We start from the raw sequence: 18,738 nt of genomic DNA on the forward strand, positions 1-18,738 counted from the left end.
ACGCAGCTTCTCAGCATGCGTCGACATGCGTGCCACGGTCTTCAAAGGTATTACCATGCATGACCCACGGTAAGCGGGGTCATCGGCGAGCCTCTACACGTCCCGCTTCGTCGCGTTTTCCAGGGTTGCACCACATCTTTCCACCGAATCTGACAAAGTTGCTAAGGACTCGAATTACTGGCGTCAACACCCGCCGGAGGTCCACGAATAAGGGGCAGACGCGTCGCCGGATCGACCTAATGGTCGAAGGGCGTCACGCAAGGCGCTGCCCGCTCGTTCATCCTTCCCCGCGTTCTCGCCGCTCACGGTCGACACATGGCTGAGCCTGAGGGGCGGCACAGGCCCGCGCCCCGGGAGATTCTCCGGGGGCGCGGGCGCAGGGAGCGTCGCTATCAGGTCAGCCGATGAGCCGTCCCGAATCGGCGAAGTAGTACCACGTCGAGCCGATCCAGTGCCCGCCGGTGAACATCGCGCCGGAGTCGGTGCTCAGGTAGTACCAGGAGCCACCGTCCTTGACCCAACCCGTGGTCAACGCGCCACTGGGAGCCATGTAGTACCAGGCAGAACCATCCCACACCCAACCGGTCGCCATCGCGCCACTGCCGGGCGTCAGGTAATACCACGTCAGCCCATCAAGCAGCCACCCCGTCACCATACGACCCGACGCAGGATCCAGGTAGTACCAGGACGAGCCATCCTTGACCCAACCACTCACCTGAGCGCCCGACGCGTCATGGTAGAACCACGAGCCACCCTCACTCGCCCAGCCGGTACGCATGTAGCCGCGAGGATCAAAGCGGTAGATCGAGTGACCGATCTGCACCGCCTGGCCAGCCGGGTAAGTGCCATCCGCATACCGGTACCACCAGCCCACCGAATCGCTGATCCACGCACCGCCCTGAGGCGCAGGCGTCGAGTCCGGCCCAGGCGTCGTATCCGGACTCGGCTCAGGCGTCGGTGCAGGCGTCGGGTCTGGTGCAGGCGTCGGGTCTGGTGCAGGCGTCGGATCCGGACTCGGCTCAGGCGCAGGCGTCGGGGTGCCCGGCAGCTTGATCGTGAGAGTGGTCATCAGGTACGAGGCGTCACGCACCTGGACGCGCAGGCTCACGTCCGACGCGGACGGGGTCCACGGGAAGGTCACCGAAGAGGCGGCCGCCCCCTCCCCGCCGTCCGCCACAGTCGTCCAGTCGCGCACGAGTGTCTCGGTGCCGTCCGCGCCGACCTGCACGGCGCGCACCTGCGCCGTCCCGGCGATGCCACCAGCAACCGTCGCGGTCACGTCGACCGACACCCCGGCCTCGCCCGTGTACGTGTAGCCCCCACCGGCCTCGGCGATAGAAGCACCCGATAGGGCCATCGACGCAGCCGTGTAGGTGTGCAGGTGCGACGCATCAAAGCCGGCTGCCTCGAGGGCGTCCTTGGCGACGTTCCACGCGGGCGACCCCTCGGCCGCGGCGACGTAGACCTGCGTGTCCTCCTTCTTCTCGTCGCTCAGCTCCGGCTCAAGGTCGAGGCGGGTGAGCGTCGAAGGAAGGACGAGGACGCGCGGGACGTCCGCGCCGAAGGACACGCGCGTCATACCCTCGCCGAAGTAGGCGCTCTGGCGGCGTCCATTCGTCGGGCGCCCGTCATAGACGAAGGAGCCGTCCACTCCTCCGCGCACAACGATACGGCGCGGCATGGGAACCCAGCTGCCCTCCATCCGAATCGAGGTCACCTTGGAGCCGTATTCGACAACTTCCAGGGAGTTGCCGGTGACGCCACTCGAGCGCTCGACCGAGTCGGGGATCACCAGCTCGGCCAGGGAAGCACACCCGGCGAAGGCCTCATCGCCGATGGTCGTCACACCCTCGGGCAGGACGACGCGGGTCAGCGCCTTGTTGTTGGCGAACGCCGAGGCGCCGATATCGACCGTGCCCGCGCGCACCGTGTAGTCGGTGATGGTATTCGCCGCCGGGGAGAGCAGGAGGTGCAGCCCGTCGGCGCCCGTGCGGTACAGGACATTGCGCTCGGCCGAGTACACCGCGTTGGCAGGATCGACCGTCAGCGAGGCGATCGTGCGGTCGTTGTACAGGGCGGTCTCGCCGAAGGAGGAGACGCCCGCGCCGATATGGAACGAGGCCAGGGCGCTGTTCTCCGAGAAAGCCTGCTCGCCAACCGTGGTCACCGAGTCGGGCAGACTCACGGTAGGAACCGCGGTGCGGCTGAACGCAAAGTCGCCAATCGTCATCAGGCGACCCAGCTCGGGACGGAAATTGACTCCATTCTTGGCGCTCGTGGACTCAAACGCGCTGCCACCCAGCGAGATCGCGCCTCCCAGATCAATGCTCTCCAGCTTGCCAGCAGAGCAGAAGGCACAGGTGCCAACCGTCTCGAACTTCTCGGGCAGGGACAGCGCGGTGAGCGCGGACAGACGGAACGCCTCGTCCCCGATCGCTCGCAGACTATCGGGCAGCGCCACGGTGGTGATACCCGCCTTCTGGAAGGCCTTGGGCGCGATGCTCGTGACCCCGTCCAGCACCGTGTACGAGCCGCCTGTGTTCTTGGCCGCCGGGTAGAGGATCAGGCGCGAGTGGTCCTTGGAGTACAAGACTCCGTCGATGCTCTCGTAGTTCGGGTTCGCGGGGTCGACCTCGACGCCGGTCAGCGCGGTAGTCTCCGAGTACCCCGAGGTCACCGCATCAGCGGCGACGTTCGGCCCCAGCTTGATCGACGTGAGCGCCGAGTCGTAGTCGAAGACCTCAGCGCCGATCGTCACCAGGGAGCGAGGCAGCTCAATGGCTTCCAGGCTCGTGTTCGCGAACGCCCGCTCACCGATCGACGTCAGCCGGGAGGGGTGGGCCGCGTCGTCCTGGAAGGTGACATTCTTCAGCGAGGAGTAAATGAAGGCCTCGTTGCCGATGCTGCGCACGGCGGCGGGAATCGTCACGTGTTCCACGGTCGAGCTCGCGAAGGCGCGCTCGCCGATGTCGGTGACGCCCTCGGGGATGACGACGTCGGTCGCGCTGCCCTTGTAGGCCGTGAGAACGCCGTTCTCGTCGACCTCGAAGTCGTCGGCGTCGGCTGCTCGCACCGTGACGGGGATCGAGGCGGTCTTGACTGCTCCCGCCGCGTCGGTGACGGTCGCGCTCAGCGTGCCCGCTCCGCCGTGGTCTCCGCCCGTCACCGTGGCGCTCGTCGTTCCCGCGATGCCGGCGACCGTGGCCAGGTCGACGGGCTCCACCGACCAGCTAATGTCGCGGCCCTGTAGGGAGGGCGCCAGGTAGGACTTCACGGTGCCTTCCTCGCCCACCTTGACGGCCAGCGAGGATTGCTCCAGCTCGATGCCCACATCCTCAGAGATCGTGCGCACGTGGACCTGCGCGGCGGCCGACAGGCTCGGCTGGGTCGCGTCGGTCGCAGTAATGGTCGCGTCGCCCGCAGCCAGAGCCTGGACCTCACCATTCTCATTCACGGTTGCCACGGCCTCGTTCGAGGAGGACCACACGAGGTCGGTGACGTTCGCGTTCGAGGGCTCGTAGGAGGCGGTGAGCGCGACCTTGTCGCCCGCGACGACCGTGGAGGTCTGCGGGGCAAGCGACAGGGAGGTCATCGGGATGGTCTGGAAGCGGATCTGGCGGCGGGTCTGGTTCTTGCCCCAGTCCCACGCGTACAGGTAGGAGGTCGCCGGGTCGGTAGAATCCGCGCGGTCGACCAGATCCTTCCAGGCGATCTCGTAGTGCTTGGAGTAGGTGCCGTCGGGCTGACGGTTCGCGCCCACGACCTCCTTCTCATCGAAATAGTGACGAGAGTTGGGAGACTCGGAGAAAGCGATGCCGGCCAGAGGCGAATGATCGGAGACATCGAAGGACACGACGCGCCCCTCGCCCTCGCCCGTCACCGCAACGTTCGAAATGACGGGTGCCTGTGTGTCCAAGGAAAACTGCCAGGTCATCTGCTGGGTCGAGGACGAGGGAGCCACGGAGGAGGCCTCGATCGAAAGCGTGTAGCGCCCGTCGGGCAGCTCGTTGCCGGCCTCGTCGAAACCGTCGAAGACCGGATTGTTGCCCTCCTGGCTCTCGACGGGCAGAATCGCGCCTGCGGAAAAGTTGAACAAGGACTTCTTCGCACGCTCGAAGGTGTAGGAGCGCACGGTCTGGCCGTCCTCGTTCGTGTACGTGTAGGTCAGCTTCGGCGTGTTACGCAGCAGGCACGTGCGCGGCAGCATCTTGTTGGGCGCCTCCTGCGCGGCCGAGCGCGACATGATGAAGGAGGCGGGGTCGACCGCGCGAACGGCGGTGGCGTCCTGGCCGTCCAGCGGGTTGAGCGCGCCCAGGGGCACGTCCGTCGCCGGGTTCATGAGGGTCGAGGAGCAGGCGTGCGCGGTGCTCGTCGTGCCGTCGTACCACTTGCCGTCGAAGATGGCGGGCGCGCCCCACGAGCCGTAGAAGCCCATGTAGGGCACCGTCAGGTCGGGGGCGCCATCCGTGCTCGTGAAGGTGACGGCTCCGTCGATGAAGGTGCCCTTGGGGGCGTTGGCGTTCGCGTACGAGGCGAAGGCCGAGCGCGGGGTCACAGTGACGGTCACGGTGGCGGCTCCCTGGGCGGGGACGGTCACCGAGTCGGCGGAGAAGGTCAGGTCGATGCCCGCTCCCGCCCAGTTGGTGGAGTGCTCCGTGAAGAGCCCGTCCTCGACGATCTCGGACAGCGCCTGGCCGCCCAGGGCATAGGAGCGGGCCTCGTTGGAGACGTTGGTCAGGCTCACCTGGAAGGTCCAGCCCTGCGTGCCATCCCCCAGGTCGGCCTTGGGGCGCGAGGGGTTCACGGCGCCCACCACGGCCGGGTACACGAACGAGGTCGTGGCAGCCAGGGCGTCCACCTGGCCCGCACCGACGCGACGGGGCGAGTAGTAGGTGCCGTTGTTCTGGTCGACGTCGAGCAGCGGGTGGGCGGTGCCCATCAGGAAGTTCGTGACGATCGAGGTCTTCTCGGAGGCGCTCAGGTCGGCGAACGCCGGGTCCTCATTGATGCGCTGGCGCACGAGCGCGGCGATGCCCGCGACCTGCGGGGTCGCCATGGAGGTGCCCGACATGGCCCGGTACTCACCCCCCAGGACGGCGGACGTGATGGTACCGCCGGGGGCGGCGACCTCGGGCTTGAGGGCCAGGTCGGGGGTGACGCCCCAGGACGTGAAGTCCGAGACCGTGGGGTTGGCGGAGGCCAGCGCGACGCCCGCGTGCGGGTTCGAGATGGAGATCGAGTGGGAGTCGGCGGCGTTGATGGCCGCGATCAGCGCATCCTTCTCCTTCTTCGTGATGGTCACGGTCGCCAGCGTGTGGGTGGACTCGATGGTCGCCTCGTAGGGAGTGTCCGCGTCCTCGGCGTCGCCGATGATGAGGGCCGCGGGCTTGGAGCTCAGCTTGGTGAGCGCGCTGACCTTGGCCTCGTGCGTCATGTCGGCCCCGGTCGCGCTGTCCGACCCACCGCGGTCCTCCAGGACGATGACGGAGGAGAGGTCACCGGGGTGCTCAGCGGTGAGTTTGTTGAGGGCCGCGCCGTCACCGATACCGGCATAAACGAGGGTATATGTCCCCTCGGGGATGTCGAGCAGGCTGGGGACGACAGCGTCCTTGAGGCCGCGCGACTTTCGGTAGACGATCTGCTCGTCACCGTGGGTGAGGTAGGGCAGGGCGTCCTGGTTGTTGACTGAGGCGACGGCCAGCGTCGAGGGGTAGGAGGCCGGCTCGGAGACCGTGCCCGCGTCGGGATCGCTCGCGTAGGGCTTGCCCTTGCCAGTGTAGTTGGAGTAGGCGCTCGAGTAGGAGTTGCCCGCGGCGGCATTGACGGTCACGCCCGCGGCGGCGAGGTTCTTGTAAACCTCCGCGTAGACGGTGCCCGCCTCGGTTCCCATGCCGGCGTCGTCACCGAGGGACAGGTTGATCGAGTCGGGCTTGATGATGACCGCGTCGTCGAGGGCGGCGAGCACGGTACTGTCGGGGATTGACCCGTCCTTGTCGGCGGCGACCTTCGCGACGATGATCTGCGCGTTGGGGGCGGTCCCCTGCAGGTCGGGCGCGTTCGCCGCCGCGATGGCGGCCACGTGCGTGCCGTGGGAGAGATCCTTGGTGGAGGTGGGAAGCACGTTCGCGTCGTTGTCGGCGTAGTCGAAAACGAAGGGGATCTTCGAGTTCAGGTACGCGCCGCTCGTGCCGTGGCTGAGCTTGCCCACGAGGGACTCGACGTCCCGCTGTGTCAAGCGGACAGGCACGCCGTCCATGGAGCCGGAGAACGCCGGGTGTGTTGCTTCGATGCCCGTGTCGATGACCTCGATGACCTGCTTGTCACCTTTGACGGTGGTCTGGTTCGCGCGGGTCATCTCCAGGGAGGAGCCGTTCTTCAGGGCGGGGTTGACGGCGTCCACGCTGGCCGCGGCGGACTCGCCGTCGACGACCAGCGGCTTGTGGTGGCGCTCGACGAAGGCGGTCTTGACGCCCGCAGTGTTTTTGATGGCCTCGAGGCAGGAGGCGGGGGCGCTGATTGCGAAGCCGTCGAAGGCATGGGTGTAGTCGGCGACGTCGGTAACATCGGCGCCGGGGACCGCTTGCTCGACCGAGGTTTCGATCCGGTCCCTGACCGTCTCATGCTTCGTCTGGGAGGAGAGCCCGAAAACGCGCTGATACCAGGGAATACCGACGTTTCCGTCCTCCAGTGCGACGATGATCGTCACCGGGGTGTCGTCGGCGCCCTCGGGCGCGGTGATCGGGGTGGGGTCCCCGGCCTCGTCGGTTGCGCCGGACTGGGGTCCGTCTCCTGATTGCGCCTCGTTCAACGAGGCATGGGAGCCCTGGGCAGCCCCGGCGGCGACGTTGGGGACCTGGGTTTCCTCCTCGGCGAAGGCCGCCGGGGTACTCACTGTGGTCGCGGCGAGGGCGCCGGTCACTACCAGCGCCAGTGCCATGATGGAACGATGGGACATCTCTGGCTCACTTGATTGACAACTGGGCGTCGGGCGCGCGTCTTCGCTGCGCACCCAGCGTCAAGGGTAGAGTCATTGCCCGAAAGAACCTAGACCTCGTCCTTCTTCTTCTCATCATGTGTCAAGTGCTTGATCACCAGACTTTGGTAGCGTAAACTCTCCTGATTTAGGTGTGCCTTAGTTTGCGTGCTTCTGTGTTATTTCGGGCGTCCGCGCCGGATGCGACAACCCGCCGGGCAGCCTCGGACGCTCCGGTCCGCTCGCCACCCGGCGGGTCGATGTGTGCGCGGCGTGTCGCCCGCGCGAGGAGGACTCAGAGAATAACGGCCGTCCCCGTCGCGATCGCCGCGAGCATGCCGTTGTCCGCGCCAGCGGTGAAGTAGTCGACCTTCACGCCGACGACCGCGTTGGCGCCCATCGCCTGCGCCCGGGCGCACATCTCATTGACGGCAGTAGCCGACGCATTGCCGATCTCCTCCTCGTACTGGGAGGCGCGCCCGCCGAACATGTTGGACAGGCTCGCGCCGAAGTCCTTGAACATGTTGACGCCGGCGAAGGTCTCGCCGGACACCATGCCGATGTAGCGCTTAATCGGGGCTCCCTCAACGGTCGGGGTCGTCACCACAAGCATCATGCTCTCCTTTGGTTAAGTCGTGAACAGACCAACAATACCTATGCTCCCGCCACGGGGCCACCAGGGAAGCCCGAACGCCACGGCGGCCGTCTTGTCGAGCTCGGACACCACACCCTACTGCGCTGCTGCCGACCGGCGTTTAACGGGGTGCCGGATGATTGTCTTCAAATGGAAGGGACCTCGACGATGCTGGGGCCCTTCTTCGGGGCGTACAGTTCCTTGTCTTCCTTCTTCACGTCATAGACCATGTCGCACTCCTTCGGCTGCCAGCCAGGATACCGCGATCCCCTCCCGTGAATCCACCTCCGCCGCGGCATCGCGGTGGTAGCATCCGATTGTCCACTCGATTCACGGGCGCGCCGATGCGCCCGACGCTCATGCGGGGCAACGCCATGAAGATGCACACCTACGGGGACTATGGGGACGACTCCCCCACCGTCTTACTCATTCACCCGATGATCTCCTCGGCCTCGGGCATAAAAATTGCGGTAGCCGACCACATGGGCGCGGGGCTGCGGTTCCTCGCGCCCGACCTGTCCGCCCACGGGGACGAGGCCTCAGCCCCCTACGTGTCAGCAGCCAACGAGGCGGCGGCGATCCACTCCTGGCTCGTGGAACACGATGCCACGCACCTGACGCTCACGTTCGGGGCGTCACTCGGCGGGGTCGTACTCTTTGAACTGCTGCGATTCCCCGACCTCTCCTTCGATCGAGTGTTTGTTGAAGGGGTGAGCTTCTACTCGGGCGGGCCCGTGGCCCGGGCGGGAGGAGCCGTCCTCGGCCGCGTCATGATAGCCAAGCGCCGCAAGGCCGCGCGCGACCCCGAGGCCGGGGTCCGCAAGCTCGCGCGCCTCTACGGCGAGGAGGCCGCGCGCCCCATGACTCACTCACTCATCGCGATGAGCGAGGACAGCATCCGCGCGATCGCCCGCGACTGCTCACGGGTCTCTCTCCCTCCCCTCTCCCCCGCCACTCAGCGCCGCTGCACGTTCGCGTATGGGGAGAAAGACTCGGACCTGCGCCTCGCACGGCGCACAGTTCCGCGCCTCTACCCCGGCGCGGAGCTGGTCGTGTGGCCCGGGTGGGGGCACTGCGAGCGCATGAGCCGTGACTCGCGCGCCTACGGGCAGATGCTGCGCGAGCTCGCGCTGGACGGCCGCTAGTCCCACCGCTTCCTATTGGGCAGGACGGCGATCACGCAGGGAATGCGGCCGCGCACGAGGCGGTAGCGGGCCTCGGCGTACCCCATCCCCTCGACAAACGCCCGGTACGAGGCCGGGGTGAAGCGCCGCTCAAAGCCTGCGCCGAGGCGGGCAAGCAGAGCGGGGATCATGCCCTGCTTGCGTTTCGGGGGCTCAACGTAGGTGGGGAGGATGATCGTTCCACCGGGCCTGACCACGCGGGCGAGCTCGCGCAGGGCTTGCTCGGGGTCGGGCAGGAGGTGGATGACGTTGCCGGCGACGGCGACGTCGAACGAGTCATCGGCGTAGGGCAGGGCCGTGATGTCTGCTTGTTCAACGGTGACGTTCGAGCGCTTCGCGAGCTTCTTGCGTGCCTGCTTGAGCATCCCCTCGGAGTAGTCGGTCGCGACCAGGCGCGCGCATACGGGGGCGATGGCGGCGCTGATCGCGCCGGTGCCACACGCGCACTCCAGGACCTCGTCGCCTGGGCCGATCATCTGTCCGACGGCGAGTGCCGTGCCCTCATACGAGGCTCGGTTCACCGTGTTTTCAAAGGCGTCGTACAGGGGCGCGACCCGATCCCAGAACATTGCTGAACACCTCCGTGTGCCTGTCGAACGCGCACACCGACGGTGGCGCATCAGTACGCTACTGGGAATGCTACGCCCTCGGGTGCGCTGCCGGGGCGAAACGGGGTTTTGTGCACGGCAACAGAAGCGCGAGGGCACATCCGGATAGGATGCACGCATCCGGATAGGTTATGCGCATCCGGATAGGTTACTAAGCTATCCGGATGTTCGTAACCTATCCATATGTTCGTAACCTATCCGCATCCACATGTGCAGCGCAGCTCCTTGCACGCGACTACGCTCAGCGCACCTGAACCAGGCCGCAAGCCGCGTCCACAGACCAGAGAAGGACTCGCTGCGGGCCGGAAAACGACAGTCGCGAGGGCACCGCGTCCGCAGACTCAGGGGAGGACTACCCGTTTGCACGCGGTGATACACGCCGCGTGCGGCGCGCGTGGATGAGCGCGCCAACGCCGTGGGCCACGAAGCCGAGGATGCTGTAGCCCACCCCGTAGATCAAGGCGCTGTCGTTGAAGAACAGGAACATCGGCGCCAGGAAGCACACAAAAGGCGCGAGCAGCCACAGGAGGCTGAAGCCCTCCTTCACGCCGTCCCACGCGCCGAAGACTATCGCCAGGAGGGGCAGGATGACGAGCAGGATCAGGAACGCGAGGCTCTTCACGATCTCCATCGAGTCCGAGGCGCGCGAGACACCAAACCATGCCGCCGGCACCAGCAGGTAGATGCCAAACAGCACGACGATACGAATCCACGTTGATTTTGTCGTCCACCTCATAGCCCAATAATACCTGTGTCACACGAGTAAATACTCTCTTTGACACATGAGCACCCCGAGCCTCGAGAAAGGCGCACGAAACCAAGCGTCGCGGGACTTGCGACACTGCCAGAGGAGCGCAGGACTAGCTGCAGAAGCTGCCGAAGAAACCGCGCTTCTTCTCGGCGGCGGCATACTCCTCGTCGGTATGGTTCTTATCGCACCACTGATCCGCGGGCACCTTCTCCTTCACCGAGTCGATGTGCTTGCCGCAGCCCTTCCACGTGGTCTTTCCGCATACCTCGCAGGTGGTGGGTCGACACATGATATTTTCCTTCCGTTGTTGCACGCCGAATCCGTCGGCGGATCCGCGCCATGGTGCTCTGAGTTCTCCCCCAGCGGGCTGGTTGCGCCGTCACATTAGGCCAGCCGGAGGAACAATTCTTCGAGCTCGTCGAGCGTCATGCTGCCGGTTTTAACAAGAGATTCTACCGCTTCGGGCGCCAGCGCATCATCGTTTTCATGGTCGGCGTCCTCGATCGCGCACTGGGACATGATCGTCGCGACAGCAAGGTAGCTGGCGCGCTTCATCGCGGAGTTGACGGCCGCGAACTGGATGAGCACGTCACGGCAATTCGCGTCCCCGCTCTCGATGTGGTCGATGAGGCTGTCGAGCTGCCCGCGGGCGCGCTTCAGGCGGTTCACGACCTGCTTGCGCGTCGTCATGCGTGCCCCTCCCCCGTGACCAGCACGGCCTCGGCCTTGTCTCCGAGCCACGCACGCAGGGTCTGGATGCCGCCCGAGAGCATGGTGACGTTGAAGCCCGCCGCGCGCACAATGCGGTAGCCGATCCACGAACGGACGCCCGCGGCGCACATGACGACGAAGGGTCGCTCGCCGACCTTCTCATCGACCCAGGTGCGGACCTCGTCCAAGCGGTCGCGCAGCTGGGTGTGCGGGATGTTGAGGGAGTTGGGCATGTGCCCGGCCGCGTACTCGCCAGGCGTGCGCACGTCGAGGACCGGCATATCCTCCGTGAGGGCGTCCGGGCCGGTGAGGACGAGCTCGCCGGTCATCACGTTGTGGGCGACCATGCCGGTCTGGTTGACGGGGTCCTTGGCCTGGCCGTAGGGCGGCGCGTAGGCGAGGTCCAGGTCGATAAGGTCCGGCGCCTTCAGGCCAGCTCGCATGGCGGTTGCGATGACGTCGATGCGCCGGTCCGCGCCGTCGGCGCCCACGGCCTGCGCGCCGAGGATCGCTCCGTCGGTGCCGATGTGCATGAGGATGTGCACGGGCTGCGCTCCGGGGAAATAGCCCGCGTGCTGGTTGGCATGCGTGTGTACCGTGAAGTACTGCGCGCCCGAGGCGTCGAGGGCCTGGCGGTTAGCGCCGGTCATGGCGGCGGTGAGGCTCCCGATCCGTACAATGGCCGTGCCCTGGGGGCTCGGAATCGGGCGCGCGGTGGCCTCGCCGTGTTCGGCGTCGGCGATCACGTCTGCGACGAGGCGTCCGCCGCGGTTCGCGGGACCGGCCAGGGCGACGGGGCGGTCGTGGTCGCAGCCAACCGTGGCGTCGCCGACGGCGTACACGTCGCCTGCGCTCGTTCGCCCGCGGTCGTCGACGAGGATGTAGCCTCCCCTGGTCTCGATGCCGGCCGCCTCGGCGACGCCCGTGTCGGGGCGCACTCCGGTCGACAGGACGATGACGTCGGCGCTCAACAAGGTGCCGTCGGACAGGGTCACGGAGTCGCGGTCGTCGCCGTGGGCGATGGACTGGGCGGCGACACCGGTGTGGACGCGCACGCCTAGGGCGCGAAGCTCGCGGGTAACCAGCGAGGCCATCTCGACCTCGAGAGGCGGCAGGACGTGCTCGGCGTACTCCACGAGGTGGGTCTCGAAGCCTCTGTGCACGAGGGCCTCGGTGGCCTCGATGCCGATGAAACCGGCGCCGAGCACGACCGCTCGGGTACCCGAGGCCTCGCGCAGGGCGAGGGCGTCGTCGACCGTGCGCAGCGTGTGCACGCGCGGGGAGTCGAGGCCGTCGGCCGGGGGCCGGGCGGCGACGGCTCCCGGGGAGAGGATCAGGTGGTCGTAGGTGAGCGTGTAAGCCTCGCCGGTCTCAGTATCGGTGACCTGGACGCTGTGCGCGCCCGGGTTGATCGCCGTGACCTCGGAGTTGATGCGCACGTCCAAGTTGAGTGCGGCCTTGAGGGTTTGCGGGGTGTGGAGGAGGAGTTTGGCGGGGTCTTCGATCTCGCCGCCGACGTAGTACGGGAGCCCGCAGTTCGCGAAAGACACGTATTTGCTGCGCTCCAGCACGATGATCTCGGCGCCCTCGTCGCGCCTGCGCAGGCGTGCCGCCGCGCTCATGCCACCGGCGACTCCTCCGACGACTACTACTCGCATGTGCGGCTCACTTTCTGGCTCGGGGCTGGTCTTCTTCGACTGTTTCGACCATACCCCCGGGAGTATCTCAATTCAATAGAGGTCTGTACACTTGTCCAAACTAGCCCCAAGCGAGCACAGCACGGCAGGCATGACTTCTGTTCGCCATGCATTCCACTGTGGCGAACTCCGAAGATATCCCACACCGAGACAAACAAGGAGCGAGGCCCGCTTCCGGGCCTTCTGACGGTTGATTATTTCACAACTAGCCCAGGGGGAATCCTCGCTCCAATCGCGAGAGTATCAAATGTTTCGCGCAAGACGCGCGTGCGCCACCAGGCGACACAACAGCACACCAGCTAGTGTCGACGCATGGACAATGACACGGTGACATCGTTTGTTGAAGACGCCATCACAGAACTCGAAAAGCGTAACGCCCGTGACGTCGTTGAATACCTGCGTATGATGCTCGAGTGCGACGGCCCCGACGTTGACGGCGCAGTCTCGTCGCTCGTCGCATATGGCGCGGTCACGGTCGCCTGGATTGAACGGCTCGCAGCGATCAACGAAAAAACGGCGGGACTCTTCGACGAAGAACTAGCAGAACTGCGCGAAGGGCTCTCAGGCGCCTAGGCTCACTTCACGCCAAAGCGGAGCGCCCGAAACGCAAACTAACCCCGGGCTTCCAACGGAAGCCCGGGGTTGGGATGGTGGAGATGGGGGGAATCGAACCCCCGTCCAATGGCCGACCTCGAATTCTTCTCCGAGCGCAGTCTACGGTTTTATTTCTCAGCCCCCAGCATTGCGCAGACCCACCGCTGGTTAGGCTCAGTTAGTTAAGTGTCGGAGCCGCCCCACTAACATGGGCGACTCCCAGTGGCTCCCTAGACGACGCCAGACACCGGGCCGGAAGCAACTCCCGGGCTGACGGACTAAAGGTTCAGGCTGCGATATCAGGCAGCGAGAACGTAGTCGGTGCGATTCTGTTCGGCACCTATTGGTTTGCACGCATCGTTAACGAGTTGAGCGCACATCCTCGGCTCGCTTCACTTCGATCGACGACCACTGTCGAAACCGATCATCCCCTCTTGAGTTTTCAACTCACCGACGCCCAGCATCACGCCAGACCATCGGACACATCAGCATACGCCCACGCACCCCAAACGTCAAGGGAAAACAGAAGCCACCCAGGCGACCACGCGGAACCCCGACAACCGGCCACTGCCTCGTCCCCGACGGAGCCCACCAGAGCCCCAGAGGCACCCGACAGCGCAAGCCTCACAGCAGCTTCGTCGCCTCCAACTTCTCCACCATGCGCCGATTCTTGCACACCAGCAGCGGACGCAGCGCCAGCCCCAGGAACGCGGCGAACAGGATGAAGGAAGCCAGGAACCACATGGCGTCCCCGTACTCGTGGCCCGAATACCCGGCGATCGACGCACGCAGCGCCGTGATCGCGTGCGTGGCCGGCAAGAACGGCGACACCGACGAGAAGAAAGACGGCAGGATCGCCAGCGGGAACGCTCCCCCGGCGCCCGAAATCTGCAGGACGAGGAGCAGCACGCCCAAGGCCTTGCCCGCGTTCCCGAACGTCGCGATGAACGTGTACATCAGGAAGGAGAACACGACGGCCGTCAGCCACAAGGTCCCCATAAACTCCAGCGGGTGAGCATGTTGGACCTTCAGGAAGTACAGGTCCCCCAGCCCCACCAGGGTCGCCTGGGCCAACGCGATCGTCCCGAAAATCAGGTAGCGCCCCAAGAATCCCGTCGCCAGTCGAAGCGGCTTCGCCGTGAGCGAGGCGCGCAACGGGTCGTCCTCGGCCAGCCCCTCCACGACGTTGGAATCCGTCACGTCCGAACGCATGGACACGACCATGAGGATAGAGCCGACCCACAGGGCCAGTATCGAGTACAGGGGCGCCATCTGGGAGCCGAAGTTCGCCACGGGGAACACCGGGACAGTATCCACGCCGACGGGCGCCGCGAGAGCGGCCGCCAGCGCCTCGGGATTATTCCCGATGACCGTGCGAAGAGTCGACAGGTCCCCACCCTCCAGGGCCTCACTGAGCGACGAGTGCAGGGAGTCCATCTTGTCCGCGGCCTCGCGCAGCTCCGAGGCCGCCGACGTCAAGCTGTCACGCAGGCCGCTCAGCCTCTCTCGCGCGCTCCCGGCCCCATCCGACGCGGTGGACGTTGCCGTCTCAAGCGAGGAACGCACCGACGACAGGGACGTCTGCGCCGAGGACAGGGTCCCCGCCAGGGAGTCGAGCTGCGGCTTCAGGTTGGTGTCGTAGTCGCTCGACAAGTCGTTGATGGCCGAGCGAGCATCCGCGATCAGACCGTTCACGGAGTCGTGGTTGGTGGCCGCGTTCGCCGACTTATCGTCAAGGTCGCTGGCAGCGCTACGAAGGTTCGTCGCCAACGTGTGCAGGCGGTCGGCCGCGCCCTGAAGCCGGTCGAGGGAGGCCTGCGAGACGGGCGAACCGGGCAGCTGAGCCAGCGTCGACTCGATCGACTCGTAGGAGGCGGCGTGCGTGTCCAAGGCGTCCGCCTGGGAACGCAAGGACGAAGCCGCATCCGAGGCGCTCGTCTGGCCCGAGGAGTACACGCTCTCCACCGCCGCCGACAACGAATCGAGCGAGCTCCTCGACGAGTCGATAGCGTCCGACACGGAGGCCACGGCTGCCGTCGCGGAGGCCGCGAGCCCGCCCGCGCCGCTGCTCGCGCTCGCCTGGGCGTTGGTCGCGGTAGACCTCGCGCTGCCCACACCCGCCACGAGCGTACTCGTCGAATCAATCATGGCCAGCGACGAGCCGGCCAAGGACGAGTAGGACTGCGCGGAATCGGCTGCCGTGCGTAGACGCGACGCGACCGTCTGCACGCGCGTATCCAGCGCGGACACGGTGCTCACCGCGGTCGGCGACGACAGGACATCCCCGATGGAAGAGGCCGTATCGAGCGCGACTTCGGCCAGCGTCTGAGTGAAGATCTGATTCACCTGGGCGCTCACGGCCTCGGCCCCCTGATTGGCGATCTTGGGGCTGATGCCGTTCTTCTTGTCGTTAACGTAGTAGGTCATCGGGGCGCTCGTCGCCTCCCCGTCGAAGAAAGTCAGCATGTCCTTCGAAAACTCTGCGGGGATAACGATGGCTGCGTAAAACTCGCCCGAACGCGTCCCCTCGACGGCCTGATCCTCCGTGGCGATCACCCAGTCGAAGCGCTCGTTTTTACGCAGAGCCGAGACGACCTGGTCGCCGATGTTGAGATGCAGCGGCACGAGGTCGGACTTGTAGCCCTCGTCCGTGTTCGCGATCGCGATGCGCAGGGACCGCGTATTGCCAAAAGGATCCCACGAGGCCGCGACGTTGAACCAGGCAAACAGGGAGGGGATGACGACGAGCCCGAAGGTCACGACGCTCGCGATGAGCGAGCGGCGCGCGCGACGCAGGTCGGCACGGTAGATGGCCCACATGGTTCTCACTTCGCGTCCTCCTCGTCCTCGGCACCGTCAGGTGTATCAACGAGGCCGGGGGCGGGGCCGTCGGTCGTCTTTCCTTGCGGGGAACGCGCGGTGTCGGCAGAGCGCGGGGAGTCCTCGTCCACGGCTTCCCCAGTGACATCATCGCCGTGCTCGGCGTCGTAGTGAGCGAGGGAGGCCTCCAGGGCCGAGGAAATCGACGCGCTCACGGCGGCCGCACCGAGCGCGATCCGCGAGCGGGCCCCCTGCACGCGGCGGGTCAGCAAGGACCGGACGTCGCCCTCTTCCATCGCGCCCAGGAGCTGCTGGCGATCCAAGGCCTCGCGCACGTACTGCAAGCCGATCAGGAACGTAATGACGAGGAGGACCCACACGATCCAGGCGCCCAGCACGACCGGCACTTCGGCGGCGTTCGTCACCGACAGGACCGCGAGAATCACCGGCACGAGGACACCGATAACGATCGCCGCTCGGCGAATCCACGGATAGCGGCGCTCAAAGCGCGCGGCACGCGCGGACACCGAACGCTGGAAGCCCTCGTGGTCCGCCAGGGCCGCCACGATCTGCGTCAGCCGGTAGCGGCTGGAGGGCACGCGCGTCGCCTCGGCCAGGAAGAGACCGGAGGAGGACAGGTCGCGAGTGATCATCGCGTTCAGGTTCACCAAGAACGGGCGCAGCGCCAGGCCAATCGCGAAGGCGACCAACGCCTCGGCACCGAGAACCGCCAGGCAGGAGAGGTAGGTGTGCCCGTAGAATCCCCCGACGATTTCACGCAGCGCATTAATGCCATAGGTGAAGGGGAACAGTGGATGCAGGAACCGGAAGAAGGAGGGCAGCATCTCGATCGGATACAGGCCGGCCGAGCCGGGAATCTGCACGACCATGATGATGACGCACAGGCCCTTGCCGATGTGCTGGAAGCACGTCGAGAGCATGTAGACGATCGAGGTGAACACCAGCGAAATAACGATAGCTGTCCCCACGAAGGCCGGGCGCGACACCGTCTGGACGCCGATGACAAGGTCACCGATCGACACGACGAGCGCCTGGATGACCCCGAAGAAGGCGAGCAGCATCCACCGGCCCATGTACTTGGCGGCCGACGATGTCGGGCCGATGCCCTCTTCATCCACGTCGAGCTTGAGGAGGAGGACGAGCGAAAACGCGCCGATCCACAGGGACAGGTTCGTGAACAGCGGAGCCATCGCCGAGCCGTAGGAGGCCACCGGGTACACCGCCTGGGTCTCAATCGAGGTCGGCGACGCCATGAAGGACGCGATCGATTCGGCGTTGGTCCCCAGGGTGTCTGACAGGGCGCGCAGCGTATTCGAGGAGGCCACCGACGAGATGTCCGTCGACACCGTCTCCAGGTCCGACTTGATGGCGCTGACGTTGGTCGCGCTGGTCGACGTCGACTTCTTCGCGTCATCCAGGAGAGAATCGAGCTGATCGAGCAGGCTCGAGACCTGATCGCGCTGGCCGCGCAGGGTATCCAGGGAGCCGCGCATCGACGACGAGGCACTCGAGAAATCGTCCAGGGCGCTCGACAGGGTCGGGACCTGGCCAGAAACCCCCGCGCGCGCGTTCGACACGGAGGTCTGCACGGACGAGGCGGCGCTCGAGGCCGACGAGAGCGCCGTCGAGATCGAGGTCGACGTGGTGGACAGGTCAGAGTTCAGGGTCGTCAAGTCGCTCAGGGCAGTAGACAGCGCGCTGTTCTGGCTGCTCAGGTCGCTCAGGGCGCTGCCCGCGACGGGAAGGTTGCCCACCCCTGCCGCGTTCAGCTCGGACAGGACGGATCCAAGAGAGTCATTGATCGACGTGCCCTCCGACAGGAGCCCGTCGATCCTGCCCGACGCCCCCTGCACGACGCCGTCCATGCTCCCCGCGTCGGCCGACAGGCCGGCCATCGCGCTCGACGTCTTGGAGGAGAGCCCGTCGAGGACCCCGCCCATCTGGCCCGAGAAGTCCGCCAGGGAGGAACGCGCATCGGTCACCAGCTCATCGGCCTGGTCAAGGGACGAGGACAGATCCGCGGCCGCCGAGTCCAACTCCGTCAGGGTCGTGCGGGCCGAGGACACCGACGCCTTCGCCGAGTCGATCGTCGTGCCCATGCCGTCCAGGCTGCTCGACGCGCTCGCCAGCTTCGACGAGGCCTCCCCCAGCGACGCCGTCAGGTCCGATTCTGCCTGGTCAGCCTGGTCCGCGAGACTCACCCCGGCCTCGGACGCCTTCTCAGAGAGCACCTTCGCGACCGTGGACACGAAGGTCGAGTTGATCTGGCGGTCCAGCGCCGTCGCGCCCGCCCCCGTGATCTTCGGGGCCACCGCGTTATTCTTCTCGTTGACGTAGTACTGGATGTTCGGCTGGACATACGTGCCATCAACGATGCCCGTCAGGTCACGCGAGAAGGTGGCCGGTATGACGAACGCAGCGTAGGAGTCACCGCGCTCGACCTCTGCGCGCGCCTCATCGGCGCTCACGAAGTGCCAACCCAGCTGATCGTTTTGCTTCAGCTGCGTCTCCAACATCGCACCAACGTTCACCGTGCCGAGCTTGTCCTTGGTCGCACCCTCGTCCTCGTTGGCCACGGCCACGCGAATGTGGGAGGTGTGTGAGTACGGATCCCAAAACCCCACGATGTTGAACCACGCGTAGAGCGCAGGCACGAACGCCACACCAACGATGACAATCCAGGCGACCGGAACACTCACCAGCCTCGCAAGATCACGACGAAAAATCCTGACGGAACCTCGCACG

The 18,738-nt window shown here is 66.0% G+C and carries 11 protein-coding genes and 1 other RNA gene; 2 read left to right on the forward strand and 10 right to left on the reverse strand.

Annotation, left to right across the window (positions count from 1 at the left end; translation table 11 throughout):
- Window positions 1–397 precede the first annotated feature (397 nt).
- Together QU663_RS07450 and QU663_RS07455 are read right to left on the reverse strand one after the other, a co-directional pair.
- Window positions 398–6,955 (reverse strand): leucine-rich repeat protein, encoded by a 6,558-nt coding sequence (locus QU663_RS07450; RefSeq protein ID WP_304990536.1) that lies wholly within the window; start codon window positions 6,953–6,955, stop codon window positions 398–400.
- A gap of 313 nt (window positions 6,956–7,268) precedes the next feature.
- Entirely contained in the window at window positions 7,269–7,586 is a 318-nt protein-coding gene (locus QU663_RS07455; protein WP_034480716.1) for a heavy metal-binding domain-containing protein, read from the reverse strand.
- A gap of 338 nt (window positions 7,587–7,924) precedes the next feature.
- Here QU663_RS07455 and QU663_RS07460 point away from each other — a divergent pair, with 338 nt between their 5' ends.
- On the forward strand, window positions 7,925–8,752 hold the full coding sequence (locus QU663_RS07460; RefSeq protein ID WP_232210914.1) for an alpha/beta fold hydrolase: 828 nt from the start codon (window positions 7,925–7,927) through the stop codon (window positions 8,750–8,752).
- Here QU663_RS07460 and QU663_RS07465 read toward each other — a convergent pair.
- The 5 genes from QU663_RS07465 to QU663_RS07485 form a co-directional block, all read right to left on the reverse strand.
- Entirely contained in the window at window positions 8,749–9,360 is a 612-nt protein-coding gene (locus tag QU663_RS07465; RefSeq protein ID WP_021611333.1) for a class I SAM-dependent methyltransferase, read from the reverse strand. The genes QU663_RS07460 and QU663_RS07465 overlap by 4 nt on opposite strands.
- Before the next feature lie 391 nt (window positions 9,361–9,751).
- Window positions 9,752–10,135: a hypothetical protein gene (locus tag QU663_RS07470; RefSeq protein ID WP_021611334.1), complete on the reverse strand. Its 384-nt coding sequence runs from the start codon at window positions 10,133–10,135 to the stop codon at window positions 9,752–9,754.
- 124 nt (window positions 10,136–10,259) lie between these two features.
- Window positions 10,260–10,439, reverse strand: coding sequence for a hypothetical protein (locus tag QU663_RS07475; RefSeq protein WP_021611335.1), 180 nt, complete (start codon window positions 10,437–10,439; stop codon window positions 10,260–10,262).
- Between the two features lie 95 nt (window positions 10,440–10,534).
- Window positions 10,535–10,840, reverse strand: a complete 306-nt coding sequence (locus tag QU663_RS07480) for a metal-sensitive transcriptional regulator (RefSeq protein ID WP_021611336.1) — start codon at window positions 10,838–10,840, stop codon at window positions 10,535–10,537.
- Window positions 10,837–12,519 carry an FAD-dependent oxidoreductase gene (locus QU663_RS07485; RefSeq protein WP_304990537.1) on the reverse strand — a complete coding sequence of 561 codons (1,683 nt, stop codon included), beginning with the start codon at window positions 12,517–12,519 and terminating at the stop codon, window positions 10,837–10,839. Before QU663_RS07485 ends, QU663_RS07480 begins: the two co-directional genes overlap by 4 nt.
- Before the next feature lie 351 nt (window positions 12,520–12,870).
- Between QU663_RS07485 and QU663_RS07490 the strand changes: the two genes are divergently transcribed.
- Window positions 12,871–13,131 carry a hypothetical protein gene (locus QU663_RS07490; RefSeq protein WP_021610841.1) on the forward strand — a complete coding sequence of 87 codons (261 nt, stop codon included), beginning with the start codon at window positions 12,871–12,873 and terminating at the stop codon, window positions 13,129–13,131.
- A gap of 75 nt (window positions 13,132–13,206) precedes the next feature.
- On the opposite strand, the gene ssrA is transcribed toward QU663_RS07490, so the two are convergent.
- The 3 genes from ssrA to QU663_RS07505 form a co-directional block, all read right to left on the reverse strand.
- Window positions 13,207–13,584, reverse strand: a transfer-messenger RNA (tmRNA) gene (gene ssrA, locus QU663_RS07495).
- A 192-nt stretch (window positions 13,585–13,776) separates the two neighbouring features.
- The gene (locus tag QU663_RS07500; protein WP_034480242.1) at window positions 13,777–15,981 is read right to left on the reverse strand and encodes a YhgE/Pip domain-containing protein; all 2,205 of its coding nucleotides are present in this window, start codon (window positions 15,979–15,981) and stop codon (window positions 13,777–13,779) included.
- A complete protein-coding gene (locus QU663_RS07505; protein ID WP_084437380.1) occupies window positions 15,978–18,737 on the reverse strand; it encodes a YhgE/Pip domain-containing protein in 2,760 nt (919 codons plus the stop codon). Before QU663_RS07505 ends, QU663_RS07500 begins: the two co-directional genes overlap by 4 nt.
- Window position 18,738: the final 1 nt, after the last annotated feature.

Origin of the sequence: Schaalia sp. HMT-172 (assembly GCF_030644365.1) — a bacterium.
Taxonomy (GTDB): domain Bacteria; phylum Actinomycetota; class Actinomycetes; order Actinomycetales; family Actinomycetaceae; genus Pauljensenia.

What these genes read in the sequence shown, in the direction of transcription:
- QU663_RS07450 (WP_304990536.1), bottom strand. Translation starts at nt 6,955, where the DNA reads ATGTCCCATCGTTCCATCATGGCACTGGCGCTGGTAGTGACCGGCGCC.
- QU663_RS07455 (WP_034480716.1), bottom strand. Translation starts at nt 7,586, where the DNA reads ATGCTTGTGGTGACGACCCCGACCGTTGAGGGAGCCCCGATTAAGCGC.
- QU663_RS07465 (WP_021611333.1), bottom strand. Translation starts at nt 9,360, where the DNA reads ATGTTCTGGGATCGGGTCGCGCCCCTGTACGACGCCTTTGAAAACACG.
- QU663_RS07470 (WP_021611334.1), bottom strand. Translation starts at nt 10,135, where the DNA reads ATGAGGTGGACGACAAAATCAACGTGGATTCGTATCGTCGTGCTGTTT.
- QU663_RS07475 (WP_021611335.1), bottom strand. Translation starts at nt 10,439, where the DNA reads ATGTGTCGACCCACCACCTGCGAGGTATGCGGAAAGACCACGTGGAAG.
- QU663_RS07480 (WP_021611336.1), bottom strand. Translation starts at nt 10,840, where the DNA reads ATGACGACGCGCAAGCAGGTCGTGAACCGCCTGAAGCGCGCCCGCGGG.
- QU663_RS07485 (WP_304990537.1), bottom strand. Translation starts at nt 12,519, where the DNA reads ATGCGAGTAGTAGTCGTCGGAGGAGTCGCCGGTGGCATGAGCGCGGCG.
- QU663_RS07490 (WP_021610841.1), top strand. Translation starts at nt 12,871, where the DNA reads ATGGACAATGACACGGTGACATCGTTTGTTGAAGACGCCATCACAGAA.